The following is a 16,770-nucleotide window of genomic DNA, read 5'->3' on the forward strand; positions in this document are numbered from 1 at the left end:
GGTGAAGGCGCTGATCATCGATGACCCGTGGATCGGGCTGATCCTCTGCGGCGAGAAGACCTGGGAGATGCGCAGGACCGCCTGCCGCCAGACAGGGCGGATCGGCCTCATCCGGAAGGGGAGCAAACAGGTCGTCGGCGTCGCGGACCTGGCGGGCTCGCTGCCGCCCCTCGACAGCGCTGAGGCTTATCGCGCCGCGGAGCCGAAGCACCGCATCCCGGCGGACCGGCAGGCGCGGGCCTTCGCCGATGGCTGGCGGAGGCCCTGGCTCCTCGGGAACGCGCAGCCGCTCGAGCGGCCGGTCCCCTACGCCCATCGGTCCGGGGCGGTGATCTGGGTCAACCTCGATCCGGCGGTGGCCGAGGCGGTCGCGGCGCAGATCGGTGTGCCTCGCGCTCCGCAGCCGAAGTCGGAGCCGCAGAGTCAAATCCATCAAGCTGCCTCCAAAAGGCCGCCTCCAACAGTGCTTCAACCGGCCTCGGGCCGGCGCTTGCGAATTCAGGGATGGATCGACGGGGACGTGGCTTACCTGCCGCTCTCCCAGGGGAACATTAGGAACAACCACTTCTATCTGCGCTCGATTCTCGACTTCTTTCCCCCTGACGGGATCGGCGGATCGGATGAGACGCAGCGGGCCGCTCGACCAGTAACCGTCCGCTACCAGCCGGGTACGACGGTGGAAACCGACATCGCCGGTGAGAACCGCGCCAACTCCGAGAAACGTTCGTCGCATTACTTCTTTCGTAATCGAAGCCCTATCAAGGACTTCTTCGCGCGATCAGGTGCGCAGGAAGGCGATACGCTCGTCATCCGGCGCGAAAATTCGCACAGCTACACCGTGACACTTGAGAAGACATCCGCCGTATGAGTGCCGTCCGCAAGAAGCTCATCGAGGTCTCGATCCCGCTGGAGGCGATCAACGCCGCCTCGGCGCGGGAGAAGTCGATCCGGCACGGTCATCCCTCGACGCTCCACCTGTGGTGGGCACGGCGGCCGCTGGCGGCCTGCCGGGCGGTCCTGTTCGCGCAGCTCGTCGACGATCCCTCGTCCTGGCCGGACAGGTTCGACCACGATGACGAGAAGATCGAGGCCGAGCGCAAGCGGCTGCACAAGGTCATCGAGCGGCTAGTGCCGTGGGAGGCCTCGAACGACGAGCACATCCTGAACGAGGCGCGGTGGGAGATTGCACGCTCGGTCGCCTGGGGCCGTGGCGAGGAGCCGCCGCCGCGGGATGACGGCCCCGCGATCCTCGACTACCTCCAGACCAAGGCGCCGCCGGTCTACGACCCGTTCTCGGGCGGCGGCTCGATTCCGCTGGAGGCGCAACGTCTGGGCCTGCGGGCCTACGGCTCGGACCTGAACCCGGTGGCGGTGCTGATCGGCAAGGCGCTGGTCGAGATCCCGCCGAAATTCGCCGGCCAGCCGCCGGTGAACCCGAAGGCGCGGGCCGAGGCTGCCAACGGTCAGCTTCGAGACTGGAAAGGCGCGCAGGGCTTGGCGGAGGACGTGCGCTATTACGGCCAGTGGATGCGTGACGAAGCAGAGAAGCGCATAGGGCACTTGTATCCGAAGGCTACGCTTCCGGATGGGTCGCAGGCGACGGTGATTGCTTGGTTGTGGGCCAGGACTGTGCGGTCGCCTGATCCGGCGGCCAAAGGCGCGATGGTGCCGCTGGTCTCGTCCTTCATGCTGTCAACAAAAGAGGGTCGTAAGACCTGGGTTGAGCCAATTGTAGATCCAGCAGCAATGGACGGGTGGCGGTTTGAGGTAAGGACAGGGATTTTATCCAAAGCGGATGAAGAGCGGCTAAAAAAGGAACAAAAACAGCGCGCGGCAATTTTGCCTGTGTTCTGACTGGCGCCGCAATTTCAGAGGAATACAATAGATCTCGAGGTAAGGCAAAAAAAATAGGTAGCAGATTAATTGCAATGGTTGTGGAAGGGCGGCGTGGACGTATTTATATCTCACCTAATCAAGAGCACGAGGAAGTTGCAGCGAGTGCGACGCCAGCTTGGGAGCCTGAAGGTATCTTATACGATAAGGCACTAGGTTTTCGCGTGCCTGCCTATGGCTTAAGCCAGTGGGCCGATCTATTTACACGGCGCCAGCTTGCAGCATTAACAAATTTCTCCGATTTAGTGGCCGAAGCGAAGACGCAAGTGCTGGCGGATTGCGCTGAAATGTCGGTTTCTCGCCGCCATGGCAATCATCAAAGCATAAATCTCTCGGATAGTGAATTAGGCCGGTTGAGTGAGTCCAGCTCGACTGCATACGCAGATGTAGTTGCGACCTACCTTGCATTTGCTGTAGATAAGGCAAGTGATCGCAATACGACGCTCTGCGCTTGGGAATCCAAGATGGACAGAATGCGTAATACATTCGGTCGACAAGCGCTTCCGATGGTCTGGGATTACGCTGAAACTAACCCCCTCTCTGGGGCTGGGGGCGATATCGCCGGGACGGCTTACGCTATATATGAAGTGCTCGCTAAATCACATAATACAGGGACTGGAACTGTATCTCTTATTGACGCAACCAGCAATCCGTACAACGTTAAAACTATTAACATTTCTACGGATCCGCCGTATTACGATAATATCGGATACGCCGATCTTTCTGATTTTTTTACGTATGGCTGCGTAAATCGCTATCTGGTGTCTGGCCAGATCTATTTCGACGTTTATCGACACCTAAGGAAGCTGAGCTTGTTGCTACACCATACCGCCACGGCGGTAAGGATGCAGCAGAAAAATTTTTTATGCAGGGCATGGGAAAAGCATTCACGGCAATGCACGGCGCCGCGACTGATGATCCGATTACAATATACTATGCATTCAAGCAATCAGAGCTCGCTGATGCCGGCGTAACCTCGGCCGGATGGGCATCGTTTCTGCAAGCAATTGTTGATTCCAGTTTGCTTGTTGATGGTACTTGGCCGCTTCGCACAGAACTCGCAAATCGCATGCGGGGCCTCGCGTCCAATGCTCTCGCATCCTCAGTCGTTCTTGTTTGTCGCAAAAGGCCTGCAAATGCTGAGATTATTACTCGAGCCGATTTCATCCGCGCACTCAAGCGCGAGATGCCAGCCGCGATCGATGCCATCCGTAAAGCTGGCGTCGGCCCGGTCGATATGCAGCAGTCTGTCATAGGTCCGGGCATGGGCGTTTTTTCCCGCCACGCCAAGGTGCTGGAGGACGACGATAGTGCTATGAGCGTGAAGACCGCGCTGGCACTGATCAACCGTGTTTGGGAAGAAATCGAGAACGAACTCGACCAGGCATTTGATTCTCCAACCCAAGTGGCGCTTGCCTGGTTCACCACCTATGGCTTCGAAGCGCGGGCCTCCGGTGAACTTATTACGCTTACGACTGCCAAGAACACCTCCGACCGCGCGCTGTTCGAATCCGGCGTGTTCGACGACCTGCGCGGAAAAGCCCGCCTGACACCCCGCGACGCGCTTCCCATCGACTGGAGCCCGCGCCAGGACCGCACCCTGACCGTTTGGGAATGCGTCCAGCACACCGCCCGCGTCCTGAACGCGCCGGATGGCGGCGGCGAGGCGGCGGCGGTGCTGGTGGCGCAGATGGGGCCGAAGGCCGAGGAGGCGCGAGCGCTCGCCTACCGCTTGTTCGAGATTGCCACACACAAGGGATGGGCCTCGGAAGCGCTCGTCTACAACGAACTGGCGCAGGAATGGACGAAGCTGGAGGATCGGGCGGCCTCGCTCGACTCCGCAGCCCCCGCGCCCGGCTCGGACCAGTCCGCCTTCGCCTTCGAGGGGAACGCCTGATGTCGACCGAGAAGGAAACGCTCCAGCGCGTCCAATCCGGCCTCTACCACCTGCGCCGCGGCCTCACGCCGTTCGTCGAGGCGCGCATGAAGGGTCGGCACGGGGCGAACTGGCTGCATTATGCCAGCCGCGCCGCGGGCGGCTCGCCCAACGCCAAGCTCGACGAGTATGGTCTCTTGAAGACCATGATCGACAATTGGCGTGATGCGTTCGACGAGGCCTTCGCGCGCGCTGACAAGCACCGGGTCCGCAACTTCGCCTCGACGGCCCTGGAGGCGCGCAACGCCACCGCGCATCTGTCGATCCCGCTGCAGGACGACGAGGCGTTGCGCTACCTCGACGCGATCCACTGCCTGCTGAAGGCCGTGAAGGCGCCGGCAGTCGAGGTGGACGAGGCCAAAGCCCTGTACGACGCGCAGCGCCGCTCGGGCCTCGCCGCCGCGCCGGCGGCTCCCGCCCAGCCCGCCCCCGCCGCTGCTCCCGAGACTGCCACCCGGGCGCGGCCCCTCCTGACCCTCGGCGGCGCCCCGGCCGCGCCCGTCGAGGAGGAGCCCGCCAAGGGCCTGCGCCCCTGGATCCAGGTGGCGTTGCCGCATCCCGACGTGCTCGCCAACCGCTTCAAGGAGGCCGAGTTCGCCGCCGACCTGTTCGCGGTCGATGCCGGCCATGCCGGCGAGGATTACGCGAGCCCGGAGAATTTTTTTCGTATCACTTTCCTCACTGAGGGCCTGCGCCGCATCCTGACATCCAGCCTGCAGCGGCTGTCCGGTCGCGGCGGTGATCCGGTGATCGGCCTCCAGACGGCCTTCGGCGGTGGCAAGACGCACACGATGCTGGCCGTCTACCACCTCGCCAAGGCCCGTGACCTCACGCTCCTCGAAGGGGTCCGGACGCTGGTCGACGAGGCCGGCGTCACGGGCTGGGTCCCGCCCAAGGTGGCGGTGTTCGTCGGCACGTCTAAGGGCACCGACACCTCGCTGATCCTGAGGGACGGGCCGAAGGTCCACACGCTGTGGGGCTACATCGCCTGGCGGATCGCCGGGCAGGCGGGCCTCGACCTGATGGCCGAGGCGGAGGCCGCGCGGACCAATCCCGGCTCCGATCTCCTGGTCGCGCTGTTCCGGCTGTCGGGCCCGGCCTTGATCCTGCTCGACGAGCTCGTCGCCTTCGCGCGCCAGCTGCCGGAGGACCGTTTCGAGGCGTTCCTATCCTTCATCCAGTCCCTGACCGAGGCCGCCAAGATGGTGCCCGGAGTTTTGATCCTCGGCTCGCTGCCCGAGAGCGTGGCCGAGGCCGGCGGTCCCAAGGGCGAGGCGGCGCTGCTGCGGCTTGAGAAGATCTTCGGTCGCGTGCAATCGGCCTGGTTGCCGGCCTCGGGCGACGAGACCTACGAGATCATCCGGCGGCGCCTGTTCCAGACCCTCGACGCCGAGGGCGAGCGGGCGCGGGACGAGACCGTCAAGGCGTTCGCGGATCTCTACAAGGCGAACGCGGCCGAGTTTCCGCCGGAGGCCAAGGAGGCGCGCTACCGCGAGCTCCTGAAGCTGTCCTACCCGATCCATCCCGAGCTGTTCGACCGGCTGTCGAAGGACTGGGCCAGCCTCGAGAAGTTCCAGCGCACCCGCGGCGTGCTGCGCTTCATGGCGAATGTCGTCGGCACGCTCTGGCAGGCCCAGGTCGGCGACCCGCTGATCACGCCCGCCCGCGTGCCGGTCGCGCATGAGCGCGTCCGCGCGAGCGTCCTCTATCCGCTCGATCCCAACTTCAACGCGGTCGTGGACAAGGAGGTCGACGGCGACAGCGCGCTCCCGGCCCGCATGGAGTCCAACCCCTCGCGCCGGATCTCGCAGCTGCGCGCCGCGACCCGCGCCGCCCGGGCCGTCTTCCTCTGCTCCGCTCCCTTGGTCGGGCGGCCGAATGCCGGGCTGAACGGGGCGGGGCTGAAGCTCGCCTGCGCCGAGCCCGGCGACCAGCTCGCGATCTTCGGCGAGGCCCTGCGCGAATTGGCCGAGCGCGCGACCTATCTCTACGACGAGGCCGGCCGGTACTGGTTCTCGACCCAGCCGACGCTCAACCGCCTCGCGGAAGATCGGGCGAAGGCGCTGCCCGATCACGAGGTGGATGAGGCGATCGTCAAGGTGCTTCGCGACGACGGCGCCACGCGGGCGAGCTTCCACCGCGTCTTCGCCGCACCGGACGACCCGGTCTCGATCGACGAGACCACCGCGCTGGCGCTCGTGATCCTGGGTCCGGCGACGCCGCATGTCGGAAAGGGCACCGCGGCATCGCCGGCGACGGAGATCGTGACGGACACGCTGATGCGCTGTCGCTCGGCCCAGCGCCGGTACCGCAACACCTCGCTGTTCGTCGCCGCCGACGAGGCGCTGCTCGGGACGGCCCGCGAGGTGATGCGCAAGGCGATCGCCTGGCAGTCGATCTGCGACGACCGGCGCCTCCAGGATCAGCTGAACCGCGCGCAGAGCGACGACACCAAGGAGAAGGCGAAGACGAGCCGGGACGGCGCCGCCAAGGCGGTCCGCCTCGCCTGGAGCCACATCCTGTATCCGGTCAAGGCGGCCGCCGCCGGGACGGCGTTCGATCTGGAGCACCTCTCGATCGCCTCGAAGGATCGGGCCGCGATCCCCACGGCCGTCTACGAGAAGGCCGGGCCGCGCGGCGACGGGATCGCCAAGGAGCGCCTCGGTCCCGATGCGCTCGCGCTCCATCTCAGGCCGCTCTGGCCTGACGATCGCCCCCATCTGGGGATTGCAGAGATAGCGGACTGGTTCGCCTCCTACGCCTATCTGCCGAAGCTGCGGGACCGCGTCGTTCTGGAGACGGCGATCCGGGACGCCGTCGGCAAGCTCGATCCCGCCTTCGGTTATGCCGACGCCGTCGACGACGTCTCGGGCGAGTATCGTGGGCTGATCTGGGCCAAGACCGCTCCCGAGCAGATGCCGCCGTCGGCCGTTCTCGTCCGCGAGCAGGCGGCGCACGATCAGCTCGGCCGCAGCGCCCCTCGGGCGCTGCGGGGGCAGCCCACTGGCGGCGGACCGGGGGATGGCTTCCAAGAGCCCGAAGCCGGTCCGCTTGACCCGCCATCCGGGCCCGCCGCCCCGACGCGGTTCTGGGGATCGGTCGAGATCGACATGGTGCGCCCGGTGAAGTCCTTCGACGCCATTCTCAACGCGGTCGTGATGGAGCTTCAGCGAACGCCGGGCGCCAGGGTGACGCTCACCCTGGATGTCGCGGTCGAGGCGGCGGCGGGCTTTTCCGAGGCCGATGTCGGCGTGGTTCGCGACAATGCCCGACAGCTGAAATTCAAGGCCGACTCGACCGGCTTCGGGGATTGATCGCTAATCCTCCGCGCCATGTCTGGCCTCGCCGCACCGGGGAATCGGATGCCATGGAGGATGAAGTGCCAACGATCTGGGGGCGCTTCATTCGGTACGTGCATATGGAAAACTGTAGCTGAGATAAGGATCCTGGCTGGCCCTGCGTAGCCCCATGTCACGATGGTAGCGGCATGCGTGGTGCAAGGGTCGGATGGCACTCCTTGAGATGATCCAGCCTCACACCTCGTTGGCCGATCAAACTATCGGGGAAGCCCTTATAGCCCTGGAGAAAGCCAAGCCGGAGCGGCAAACACTGACTGAAGCCCCATGCGGCGATAGTAGCGGCGAGGGCAGTGCGACAGACTGGCTCAGCTATGAGAGTAGCATGACAATGGGCTGGGCGCTGAGTTCCTCAGCCGAGGAACAGCCCTGACCGCGGGCAGCCAAGTCTCTGACATTCTTAGAGAAAAATGGTGCCGCAAGAGGGCTTCGAACCCCCGACCCCCTCATTACGAATGAGGGGCGCTCGCAGTACATCACTGTCGCTGTTCGATTTGGATCCGCGAGCGCGAGCTCCCCTAGCAAAAAGGTCACCACGCCGTCCGGGCTGCACCGATCCGCGCGTCAAGCCGACTGCCAAATGTCGAAACGGTAATGTGGCTTCCGATTGGCTTCCTAAACCCGAATCCCCGGAAGCCATAAGCACCTGCATTCCCAGCTAAGTGCTTGATTTTAAATGGTCGGAGCGAGAGGATTCGAACCTCCGACCCCTAGTCCCCCAGACTAGTGCGCTAACCGGGCTGCGCTACGCTCCGACGCCCCGAGAGGGCGAGCGGGGTATTAGCGCCGTGCTCGTGGCGGCGCAAGCCCCCTCCGCATCGATCGATGCATCGTCGAGCGCTCCGGGGCCGTCGCCCTACTCGGTCACGATCACCCGGTTCGGCAATTCGTCGGTGTCGCCGGGCCGGGGTGGGGCGGCCTCGGCCAGGATGGCGCCGGTGGCCTCCACCGCCTGCACCAGGCCGTCGGCCAGGGCGTCGCGGCGGAGCGCCGCCACGAGGTCGGCCAGCACCGGCCGCCAGGCGTCCGGGGCGGTACCGACGCCGATATCGGTCACCACGTCGGTGTAGCGTTCGCAGAGCGCGACGTAGATCAGCACGCCGGTGCGGCCGCGGGTGCGGGCGAGGCCCCGGGCGCGGAACTCGTGCTGGGCGGCGGCGCGGGCGCGGGCGCGCCGCAGCGGCCGGGGCAGGGCGCGGGGCAGGTGCGACAGGACGGGACCCGCGGCGAGGCTCAAGAGGAGCGCCAGGGCCACGGCGAGCTGGACCAGGAAGATCCGGGTCGCCGAGAACCCGGTGAGCCCGATCAGCGGCCAGGGCACGATGAGGGCGCCGGCGAGCGCCAGTGCCGGGGGCAGGCTGCGATAGGCCCCGGAGCGGGCCGCCACCATCACGACGATCTCGCCCGCCGTGCCGCGCTCGGCCGCGGCGACCGCGGCGGCGATGCGGGCCCGCTCGGCCTCGCTCAGAATCCCCGGCATCGCCGATCCCGCCATCACCAATCCCCCGAGGCGCCGCCGCCGCCGGACGAGCCGCCCCCGCCCGAGACGCCGCCGTCTCCGAACCCGCCCCCGAAGCCCCCTCCGGTGCCCCCGCCGAATCCGCCCCCGAACCCTCCGCCGAACCCTCCCCCTGGCGGGCCCGGCACGACGATCCAGCCGCCGCCGGAGCGGCGATGCGGCCGGCCGGGGCCGCCGCGTCCCCCGGCGAGCAGCCGGACGAGCACGAACCCGACCAGCACGAGCAGGATCACGACCAGGATCGGGTCGAGGCCGCCGCCCGAATCCTCGCGCACCTCGGCCCGGCGCTGCCACTCGGCGGCGTCGCCCGCGAGGATGCCGAGGATCCCGTCCACCCCGGCCCGGATGCCGCCGGGAAAATCCCCGGCCTTGAACTTCGGCGCCACCGCGCTCGCGATGATCACCTTCGTCAGCGCGTCGGTGAGCGCGCCTTCGAGGCCGTAGCCGACCTCGATCCGCACCTTGCGCTCGGTGGGGGCGATCAGGAACAGCACGCCGTTGTTGCGCGCATTGGTGCCGAGGCCCCAGGCGCGGAAGAGGCGGTTGGAAAAGTCCTCGACCGAGGCGCCCTGGAGCGAGGGCACGGTGGCGACCACGACCTGGTCGGTGGTCCGGTCCTCGTGCGCCTTGAGCGTCGCGGCCAGCGCGTCCCGCTCCGCGGGCCGCAGCAGGCCGGCCCCGTCGACCACCCGGCCGGTGAGCGCCGGCAGGTCGAGGGCGCAGGCCGCTCCCGCCGAGAGGAGCCCTATCAGGAGGAGCCCCGCCCATACGACCGGCAGGACGGCGAGGGGGCCGGTGCCCGGGACCCGGCGCATCGCCCTAGAACTTCACGTTCGGCGGGCGGCTGGCGTCCGGCGTGGCGGTGAAGGCCTCCATGGGCTTGGCCTCCGGGTACAGGGTGGAGGCGATCCAGCGGCCCGGGACGGTGCGGATCTCGGTGTTGTAGGCCTGCACCGCCTGGATGTAGTCGCGCCGCGCCACCGCGATGCGGTTCTCGGTGCCCTCGAGCTGCGATTGCAGGGCGAGGAAGTTGGCGTTCGACTTCAGGTCGGGATAGCGCTCGACGGTGACGAGGAGCCGGCCGAGCGCCCCGGAGAGCTGGTTCTGCGCGTCCTGGAACTCGCGGAACTTCTGCGGGTCGCTCACCGTCGCGGCGTCGACCTTGACCGAACTCGCCTTGGCGCGGGCCTCGGTGACCTGCACCAGGACGTCCTTCTCCTGCTGGGCGTAGCCCTTCACGGTCTCGACGAGGTTGGGGATCAGGTCGGCGCGGCGCTGGTACTGGTTCTGCACCTCGCCCCAGCGCGACTTGGCGGCTTCCTCCAGGGTCGGCACCCGGTTGACCGCGTCGCAGGCCGACAGGGAGGTGGCGAGGCCGAGCACCACGACGGCGAGGCGCAGGCGGCCGAGGAGGGAGGCGGTCATGACGGCGGCGAGGCTCCTGGTCCGGGAGCGGCGCCTCACGGCGCCGCGAGCGTTGCCGTGTCGCAGATAGGCGGTCTCTCGCCGCGATCCAGCGCACCGGAACGCGAAACGGCCCCGGCGCGGGCGCCGGGGCCGTCGGATCCCGCTCAGCAGACTTGCGTTGGCAGGCCAACGCAAGTCTGCTGAGGTTCTCGTCGTGTCGCAGATTTTTGCCGCCGAACCGGTGTCCACTTCGGCGACATCGGCTTAGGACGGAAGGCGCGTCAGGCCGCTCGGATCGCCTGCAGGAAGCGGTCGACCTGGCCCTTCACGGCCATCGACTGGTCGGAGAGGCTCCGGGCGGCGTCGAGGACCTGGCCGGCGGCGTGGCCGGTCTCGCTCGCCGAGGCCGTGACCTGGCCGATATTGCTCGAGACCTCCTGGGTGCCGCGAGCAGCCTCGCCGATGGTGCGGGAGATCTCGTTGGTGGTGGCGGTCTGCTCCGTCACCGTGGCGGCGATCACGCCGGAGATCTCGTTGACCGACACGATGGTCTCGCCGATCTGGCGGATCGCCCCCGCGGCGTGGCCGGCCGCACCCTGGATCCGGGCGATCTGGCTCGCGATCGCGTCGGTGGCGCGGGTGGTCTGGCCGGCCAGCTCCTTGACTTCCGCCGCGACGACCGCGAAGCCGCGGCCCGCCTCGCCGGCCCGGGCCGCCTCGATGGTGGCGTTGAGCGCCAAGAGGTTGGTCTGCGAGGCGATGGCCGAGATCATGGTGACGGCGGTGCCGATCTCGTCGGCGGCGCGGGCGAGGTCGCCCATCGCGGTGCCGGTCGACTCGGCTTCCTGCCGGGCGAGGCCCGCCACCTCGTTGGAGCGCAGCACCTGCCGCTCGATCTCCTGGAGCGAGGCCACCAGTTCCTCGGCGGCGACCGCCACGGTCTGGACGTTGGTGGCGGTCTCCTCGGAGGCCGCGCTCACCGCGACGGCGCGCTGGTTGGTGCCCTCGGCCACGCCGGTCATCGCGTGGGCGGTGGCGTCGAGCTGGGTGGCGGCGGTGGCCACGACGTCCAGGGAGGCGACGATGTCGGCCTCGAAGCCGCGCACCAGACGGTCGACGGCGGCGACGCGCCGGTCGCGGTCGGACTGGTCGGCGAGCGCGCGGGCCTCCATCTCCTGGCGCGCCACCGCGTTGGCCCGGAACACGTCGACGGCCTTGGCCATGTCGCCCATCTCGTCGACGGCGTCGCGGGAGGGCACGTCGACCGCGAGGTCGCCGTCCGCCAGCCGGGTCATCGCGCCGGTCATGCCGCGGATCGGCCCGATGATGCCGCGGGCGATCAGCACCGCGAGGCCGAAGCCGAGGGCGACGACGACGGCGATCAGCCCGACGAGCAGCGCCTGCGCGGTGGCGGCGGCGGTCGTCGTCGAGGCCGCGATCGCGTCCACGGCGGTCTCGATCGAGCCCCGGGCGGCGTCGCCGGCCTTCTCGATCGCGGCGAATTTCGGCTGGAAGCCCTGCTCGTAGAGCGTGGCGCTGCCGGTGAGCGCCGTCGCGGTCGCCTCGAAATGCTCCTTGTAGAAGGCCAGCGCCTGGCGCACCGCCGCGGTCTGCTTGGTGTAGGCGCCCAGCACGTCCTGGTCGGCGAGCGCCTTCAGGGCGGCCTCGGCGTTGCGGGCGTTGGTGGCGAAGGTCGTCGGGCCGGCCGCATCCATCACCGCGAGGAAGCGCCAGTTGGCGACGCGCACCAGCAGCATCGCGGATTCGACCGCGGCGGCGCGGATCACCTCGGCGCCGGTGCCGTTCGCCCGCACCTCGGCGACGAGGGCGTTGGTCGCCTTGGTCAGCGCGTCGCCGCCGGTGAACAGCTTGGCCTTGCTGTCCTGGATGAGCGTGCCCAGCCGGCCGAGCTGGGTCACGTCGCCGGCGAGCCCCCGGGCATTCGCCAGGATGGTGGCGTAGAGCGCCTTGCGCTCGGGCGAGATGGCGGTGCGCTCGAGGTCGGCGCTGGTCCCGTCGATCCGGGACAGCGCCGCCTCCATCGCCTTCAGGCTCTCGGGGGCCTGCGTGAACCGGTACTTCTGGGCCTGGCTGGCGAGCTGGTTGGTGAGGCTGTTGACCGAGAAGACCCGGAGCGCGACGTGCTCCAGCTTGGCCCTCTCCTCGTAGCGCGCGCCGGTGCCGCTGCTGCTGCTCAGCGCGTAGGCCCCCAGGCCCGCCGACAGCGCCACCAGAATTCCAAAACCGCCGTAGAGGCGCGTGCGAATACCCGTCTTCACGAGCGACATCTCCCACTTTCACACAAACCTTTGCCGAATACTCCTTGCCGTATGGTTAACCTGAGGTGAGACGAGGCCCCCGCGCTGCAACCCCGGGTGGCTCGACGGGCCCGCGCAGGGATCGCGGCGGGAGCCGGACCGGTTTGGCGGGACGCCGCGGCGCGGCTATGCCTGTCCCCCGCAAACGGGCCGATTCGGACGAGGGGGCATGGCGCGGCAGGGGGCGAAGCGGGCGAAGGCGGGGCAGGGCCGGCACACCGCCACGGTGCCGGTCGACGAGGCCGGGGGCGGCCCGGACGCCGCCCCGGCGGCACTGTCGTGGCGGGAGGAGCGCAACGCCGCCGCCCGGGCCCGGCTCGAGAAGTCGCTGCCGGCGGTCTTCCCGGCCCCGGTGCTGCGCCACGCCCTCGCCCGGCCGCTGGTGCCGCCGACGCCGCGCCTCGCGGTCGAGAGCTACTGGCGCCACCACATCCTGCGGGCCGACCGGCTGGCGCGGGCGCTCGCGGCGCGGTCGGGCCAGCCCGAGGGCTGGAGCTGGCGCCTCGGTCCGGGCGGCTCGATCGGGGCGGGATCGGGCAAGGGGCCGCCGGGCGCGCGGGAGGATTCGGGCTGGGAGAGCCTGTCCGGCCAGGGGGCGTCCGGGAAGGGCCTGCCGCTCAGCTTCCGGATGCCGCCGGCGCCGTTCCGCGAGGGGCCGCACGGCCTGGGGAAGGGGCATTGCTGCGTCTGCGGCCAGCCGGTCTACCGCTTCGGCTGGCACCGCGACCTGTGGGGCACGGGCACGCCCAACCGCAACGCCGCGTGGCACGCCGCCTGCGTCGCCGCGTGGAAGTTCTGGATCGCGCCCGCCGACCACGTGAAGGCGCTGAAGCGGCGCCAGGGCCATCGCTGCGCCCAGTCCGGCAAGCGCCTGCTGCGCACCGCCGAGGTCGATCACCGGGTGCCGCTCTACCGGATCTGGCGCGAGGAGCGGGGGCGGCCCTGGCCCGAGCTCCTGGGCTATTGGGGCGTGCCGAACCTCCAGGTGGTCAACCGGGCGGTCCACGCCGACAAATGCGCCGCCGAGGCCGGGGAGCGGGCGAGCGTGCGGCGGGCGGGCGGCGCCCAGGGCGAGCCGTTCGGTCCGGCCGCCCCCGACCTGTCGGGGGATCCCCTCTCCGGTCCGGGAGAGGGGTAGACGCGGCGTGCGGGAGCGCCCCTACCGCGGGAAGATGTGCAGCCCGTCGTCGGGCAGCAGGTTGCGGGCGGGACCGCCGGTCTGCTGGCCGCCGCCCTGCTGGTAGGCGGGCAGCTCGGGGCGGCGGTCGTTGTCGCCGCCGGTGTCGTACACCCAGGGGGCGGACCACGGGGCGCGCCCGCCGACGGTGCCGGTGGCGTCGATGTCGCGCGGGGGATAGCGGTAGGGGGCCGGCTGGGCGGAGGCCGCCAGGGTCGTCGCCAGAAGGGTGGCGGGGATCAGGAGAATCCGGAGGGCGCGCATCGGCATCCTTTCCGCGGGGTGGGGAGGCCGCCGGGGGCGGCCCGATTGCCGGGATAACGGCCAGGCTGGCCCCGCCGTTCCGGCGGGGCGGGATGCGCCGACCCTGCGGCCGCTCCGGTTAAGGTTTCTTGGCAAGGTTTCTTGGCAAGGTTTCTTGGCGAGGTTTCTTGGCGAGGTTTCTTGGCGAGGCTTCCCGGCGGGAGCGCCCTCAGCCGCGGTGCAGCTTGGCGTAGCGCTTGAGCACCCGCTCGCGCTTGAGGCGCGACAGGCGCTCGATCCAGAACAGGCCGTCGAGCTGGTCGATCTCGTGCTGCAGGCAGGCGGCGGCAAAACCCTCCTCCTCGGCCTCGTGCGCCGTTCCGTCGAGGTCGCGCCAGCGCACCCGCACCCGGGCGGGGCGCTCGATCTCCTCGTCGACGCCCGGCATCGAGACGCTGCCCTCGCGGTGGCGCGCGGTCTCGGGCGAGGCCCAGACCAGCTCCGGGTCGACATAGGTGCGGGGCGTCAGGTCGAGCCCGGCCCGGATCACCGTCACCCGCACCGGCACGCCGATATGGGGGCCGGTGAGGCCGAGCGCCGAGACCGCCCGCAGGGTGTCGAGGAGGTCGTCGGCGACGGCCCGCAGTGCGGCGTCGAAGGCCGCGACCGGGGGCGCGGCGAGGCGCAGGCGCGGATCGGGATAGAGCACCAGGGGGCGGACGGGCATCGGGGGTCCTGAGCGGATTTCTCGAATGTGGACGCCGGTTTGCGGCAAAGATCTGCAGCGAGGCAAGAACCCGAGCGGACAAGGCGCGGGCTTGGCTTACGCAAGTCCCGCTCGGCAAATCCGATCGGCAAGTCCGATCGGCAGGTCCGCTCAGCGGGTGTGGAACGAGGCCGGCCACATCCCGGCCCGCTCGATGCCGACCACCAGCACCACCACGGCGAGGGCCATCGCGAGGGCGACCAGCAGGTTGCGGCCCGGCACGCCCCTGGCGATCAGCACGAGCACCAGCAGCAGGGAGATGACCGAGACGGCGATGTCCATGGGGGTTCCTCGGGCGTTTCCTCGGGTGGGCCGGTGCGCGAGGCATCGGGGCGGGCGGGTCATTCGTCAAGCCGCGGGCCGGCCCGGCGTTCCGGCCCGGCGTTCCGGCGCGGGACCGGTCCGGCGCGGCGTCCGGTGCCTGACCGATCCGTAACCTTCGATCCACGGGCCCGTCAGGCCCGCCGGCCATAATGGCCCCATCGAACGGCCGCCGGCGCGGCCCTCGCCACACGGAGCCAGAGACCCCGATGCCCATGACCCCGACGTCCAAGACCACCGAGACCACCGCCACGACCTCCCGCTTCCACCGCAAGGCCCTCGCCTCCGTGGCGGCCGTGACCCTGGTGGCCACCGGGGCGCTCGGCACCGCGTTCCTGCCCCCCAGCACCCCCGCCTACGCCCAGGCCCTGCCGCAGACCCCGATCACCAGCGCCGAGCACCCGCCGGGCAGCTTCGCGCCGATCGTCAACCGGGTGAAGCCGGGCGTCGTCTCGGTGAAGGTGAAGCTGAAGGACGATGCCGCGGACGACGAGGAGGGCGGCGGCCAGCCGAACCTCCAGAACGTGCCCCCGCAGCTGCGCGACTTCTTCCGCCGCTTCGGCGAGGGCGGCCAGGGCGGTGGCATGGGCGGCGGCATGCAGCGCCCGCAGCGCCACGGCGGCGGCGCGGCGCAGGGCTCGGGCTTCTTCATCTCGGCCGACGGCTACGTGGTCACCAACAACCACGTCGTGAACAACGCCAAGTCGGTCGAGGTCACGCTGGATGACGGCCGTACCCTGCCGGCCAAGATCATCGGCACCGATCCGAAGACCGACCTGGCGCTCCTCAAGGTCACCGACGGGGCGCCGTTCCCCTACGTGAAGCTCGCCCACGGCGCGCCGCAGGTCGGCGACTGGGTGGTGGCGATCGGCAACCCGTTCGGCCTCGGGGGCACCGTCACCGCCGGCATCGTCTCGGCCCGTGGCCGCGACATCGGCGCCGGTCCCTACGACGACTTCCTGCAGATCGACGCGCCGATCAACAAGGGCAACTCGGGCGGGCCGACCTTCAACGTCTCCGGCGAGGTGGTGGGCGTGAACACCGCGATCGCCTCGCCGTCCGGCGGCAATGTGGGCCTGGCCTTCGCGATCCCGTCCGAGACGGTGCAGGCGGTGGTCGACCAGCTGCGCGCCGACGGCAAGGTGGCCCGCGGCTATCTCGGCCTGCAGATCCAGCCGGTGACGAAGGACATCGCCGACAGCCTCGGCCTCGACAAGGCCAAGGGCGCCCTGGTCAACAGCGCCCAGGACGGCACGCCCGCCGCCAAGGCTGGGCTGAAGGCCGGCGACGTGGTCCAGGCGGTCAACGGCGACCCGGTGACCGATGCCCGCGAGCTGTCCCGCAAGATCGCCTCGCTGAAGCCCGGCACCAAGGTCGATCTGACCTATGTCCGCGGCAACAAGACCGAGACCGCCCAGGTGACCCTCGGCACGCTGCCGAACGACACCAAGGTGGCGAGCGCCGACGACCGCGGCGGCCGCCGCGGCGACAGCCAGCCGCGGCTCGGTCTCGAGCTCGCCCCGGCGAGCCAGGTCGGGGCCGGGAGCGAGGGCGTCGCGGTGGTGGGCGTCGATCCCGACGGCCCGGCGGCGGCCAAGGGCATCCAGGAGGGCGACGTCATCCTCGATGTCGGCGGCCAGTCGGTCTCGAGCCTCTCCGACGTCGCCGGTCGCATCCGCGCCGCGGAGACGGAGGGCCGCAAGGCGGTGCTGATGCGGATCAAGAACGACAAGGGCAGCCGCTTCGTGGCGATCGGGCTCTCGTCGAGCAAGAACGGCTGATCGGCTCCAGGAGCGGAGCCTCAGGCGCCGGCCCCGGAAGGGGCCGGCGCTTC

General features: G+C 69.3%; 14 protein-coding genes and 1 tRNA gene. 7 read left to right on the plus strand and 8 right to left on the minus strand.

Features of this window, described 5'->3' with window-relative positions; all coding sequences use genetic code 11:
• Position 1: 1 nt before the first annotated feature.
• From miv_RS13665 to miv_RS13675, 5 genes are all read left to right on the plus strand, one after another.
• A complete protein-coding gene (locus miv_RS13665) occupies positions 2-868 on the plus strand; it encodes an ASCH domain-containing protein (protein ID WP_207183157.1) in 867 nt (288 codons plus the stop codon).
• Positions 865-1,854, plus strand: coding sequence for a DUF1156 domain-containing protein (locus miv_RS33335; RefSeq protein WP_244748992.1), 990 nt, complete (start codon positions 865-867; stop codon positions 1,852-1,854). The genes miv_RS13665 and miv_RS33335 overlap by 4 nt, the downstream gene beginning before the upstream one ends.
• Positions 1,855-1,928: 74 nt before the next feature.
• On the plus strand, positions 1,929-2,867 hold the full coding sequence (locus tag miv_RS33340) for a hypothetical protein (RefSeq protein WP_244748993.1): 939 nt from the start codon (positions 1,929-1,931) through the stop codon (positions 2,865-2,867).
• A 212-nt stretch (positions 2,868-3,079) separates the two neighbouring features.
• Positions 3,080-3,790 carry a hypothetical protein gene (locus tag miv_RS33345; RefSeq protein ID WP_244748994.1) on the plus strand — a complete coding sequence of 237 codons (711 nt, stop codon included), beginning with the start codon at positions 3,080-3,082 and terminating at the stop codon, positions 3,788-3,790.
• Positions 3,790-7,143: a DUF499 domain-containing protein gene (locus miv_RS13675; protein WP_207183158.1), complete on the plus strand. Its 3,354-nt coding sequence runs from the start codon at positions 3,790-3,792 to the stop codon at positions 7,141-7,143. The genes miv_RS33345 and miv_RS13675 overlap by 1 nt, the downstream gene beginning before the upstream one ends.
• A 719-nt stretch (positions 7,144-7,862) precedes the next feature.
• Here the strand turns inward: miv_RS13675 and miv_RS13680 are convergent.
• The 5 genes from miv_RS13680 to miv_RS13700 form a co-directional block, all read right to left on the minus strand.
• Positions 7,863-7,940 (minus strand) — tRNA-Pro (locus tag miv_RS13680).
• Between the two features lie 101 nt (positions 7,941-8,041).
• Positions 8,042-8,665, minus strand: a complete 624-nt coding sequence (locus miv_RS13685; protein ID WP_244748995.1) for a TPM domain-containing protein — start codon at positions 8,663-8,665, stop codon at positions 8,042-8,044.
• Between the two features lie 14 nt (positions 8,666-8,679).
• The gene (locus miv_RS13690; protein WP_207183160.1) at positions 8,680-9,519 is read right to left on the minus strand and encodes a TPM domain-containing protein; all 840 of its coding nucleotides are present in this window, start codon (positions 9,517-9,519) and stop codon (positions 8,680-8,682) included.
• A gap of 4 nt (positions 9,520-9,523) precedes the next feature.
• On the minus strand, positions 9,524-10,129 hold the full coding sequence (locus miv_RS13695) for a LemA family protein (protein ID WP_207183161.1): 606 nt from the start codon (positions 10,127-10,129) through the stop codon (positions 9,524-9,526).
• 263 nt (positions 10,130-10,392) lie between these two features.
• On the minus strand, positions 10,393-12,390 hold the full coding sequence (locus miv_RS13700; protein WP_244748997.1) for a methyl-accepting chemotaxis protein: 1,998 nt from the start codon (positions 12,388-12,390) through the stop codon (positions 10,393-10,395).
• Between the two features lie 208 nt (positions 12,391-12,598).
• Here miv_RS13700 and miv_RS13705 point away from each other — a divergent pair, with 208 nt between their 5' ends.
• Complete coding sequence (locus miv_RS13705) at positions 12,599-13,567, plus strand: hypothetical protein (protein WP_244748999.1); 969 nt, start codon at positions 12,599-12,601, stop codon at positions 13,565-13,567.
• A 21-nt stretch (positions 13,568-13,588) separates the two neighbouring features.
• Here miv_RS13705 and miv_RS13710 read toward each other — a convergent pair whose 3' ends face one another.
• The 3 genes from miv_RS13710 to miv_RS13720 all read right to left on the minus strand — a co-directional run bounded on the left by miv_RS13710 (position 13,589) and on the right by miv_RS13720 (position 14,897).
• Positions 13,589-13,870 carry a hypothetical protein gene (locus miv_RS13710; protein WP_179945854.1) on the minus strand — a complete coding sequence of 94 codons (282 nt, stop codon included), beginning with the start codon at positions 13,868-13,870 and terminating at the stop codon, positions 13,589-13,591.
• Positions 13,871-14,078: 208 nt separating this feature from the next.
• Entirely contained in the window at positions 14,079-14,576 is a 498-nt protein-coding gene (locus miv_RS13715; RefSeq protein WP_048426362.1) for a peptide deformylase, read from the minus strand.
• 150 nt (positions 14,577-14,726) lie between these two features.
• Positions 14,727-14,897 (minus strand): hypothetical protein, encoded by a 171-nt coding sequence (locus miv_RS13720; protein ID WP_207183163.1) that lies wholly within the window; start codon positions 14,895-14,897, stop codon positions 14,727-14,729.
• A 254-nt stretch (positions 14,898-15,151) separates the two neighbouring features.
• Between miv_RS13720 and miv_RS13725 the strand changes: the two genes are divergently transcribed.
• Positions 15,152-16,717, plus strand: a complete 1,566-nt coding sequence (locus tag miv_RS13725; RefSeq protein ID WP_058619547.1) for a Do family serine endopeptidase — start codon at positions 15,152-15,154, stop codon at positions 16,715-16,717.
• Positions 16,718-16,770 lie beyond the last annotated feature (53 nt).

Source organism: Methylobacterium indicum (assembly GCF_017347565.1).
GTDB classification, from domain to species: Bacteria; Pseudomonadota; Alphaproteobacteria; order Rhizobiales; family Beijerinckiaceae; genus Methylobacterium; species Methylobacterium indicum.

What these genes read in the sequence shown, in the direction of transcription:
- miv_RS13685 (WP_244748995.1), bottom strand. Translation starts at nt 8,665, where the DNA reads ATGCCGGGGATTCTGAGCGAGGCCGAGCGGGCCCGCATCGCCGCCGCG.
- miv_RS13695 (WP_207183161.1), bottom strand. Translation starts at nt 10,129, where the DNA reads ATGACCGCCTCCCTCCTCGGCCGCCTGCGCCTCGCCGTCGTGGTGCTC.
- miv_RS13725 (WP_058619547.1), top strand. Translation starts at nt 15,152, where the DNA reads ATGACCCCGACGTCCAAGACCACCGAGACCACCGCCACGACCTCCCGC.
- miv_RS13705 (WP_244748999.1), top strand. Translation starts at nt 12,599, where the DNA reads ATGGCGCGGCAGGGGGCGAAGCGGGCGAAGGCGGGGCAGGGCCGGCAC.
- miv_RS13720 (WP_207183163.1), bottom strand. Translation starts at nt 14,897, where the DNA reads ATGGACATCGCCGTCTCGGTCATCTCCCTGCTGCTGGTGCTCGTGCTG.
- miv_RS13690 (WP_207183160.1), bottom strand. Translation starts at nt 9,519, where the DNA reads ATGCGCCGGGTCCCGGGCACCGGCCCCCTCGCCGTCCTGCCGGTCGTA.
- miv_RS33345 (WP_244748994.1), top strand. Translation starts at nt 3,080, where the DNA reads ATGCCAGCCGCGATCGATGCCATCCGTAAAGCTGGCGTCGGCCCGGTC.
- miv_RS33340 (WP_244748993.1), top strand. Translation starts at nt 1,929, where the DNA reads ATGGTTGTGGAAGGGCGGCGTGGACGTATTTATATCTCACCTAATCAA.
- miv_RS13710 (WP_179945854.1), bottom strand. Translation starts at nt 13,870, where the DNA reads ATGCGCGCCCTCCGGATTCTCCTGATCCCCGCCACCCTTCTGGCGACG.
- miv_RS13675 (WP_207183158.1), top strand. Translation starts at nt 3,790, where the DNA reads ATGTCGACCGAGAAGGAAACGCTCCAGCGCGTCCAATCCGGCCTCTAC.
- miv_RS13715 (WP_048426362.1), bottom strand. Translation starts at nt 14,576, where the DNA reads ATGCCCGTCCGCCCCCTGGTGCTCTATCCCGATCCGCGCCTGCGCCTC.
- miv_RS33335 (WP_244748992.1), top strand. Translation starts at nt 865, where the DNA reads ATGAGTGCCGTCCGCAAGAAGCTCATCGAGGTCTCGATCCCGCTGGAG.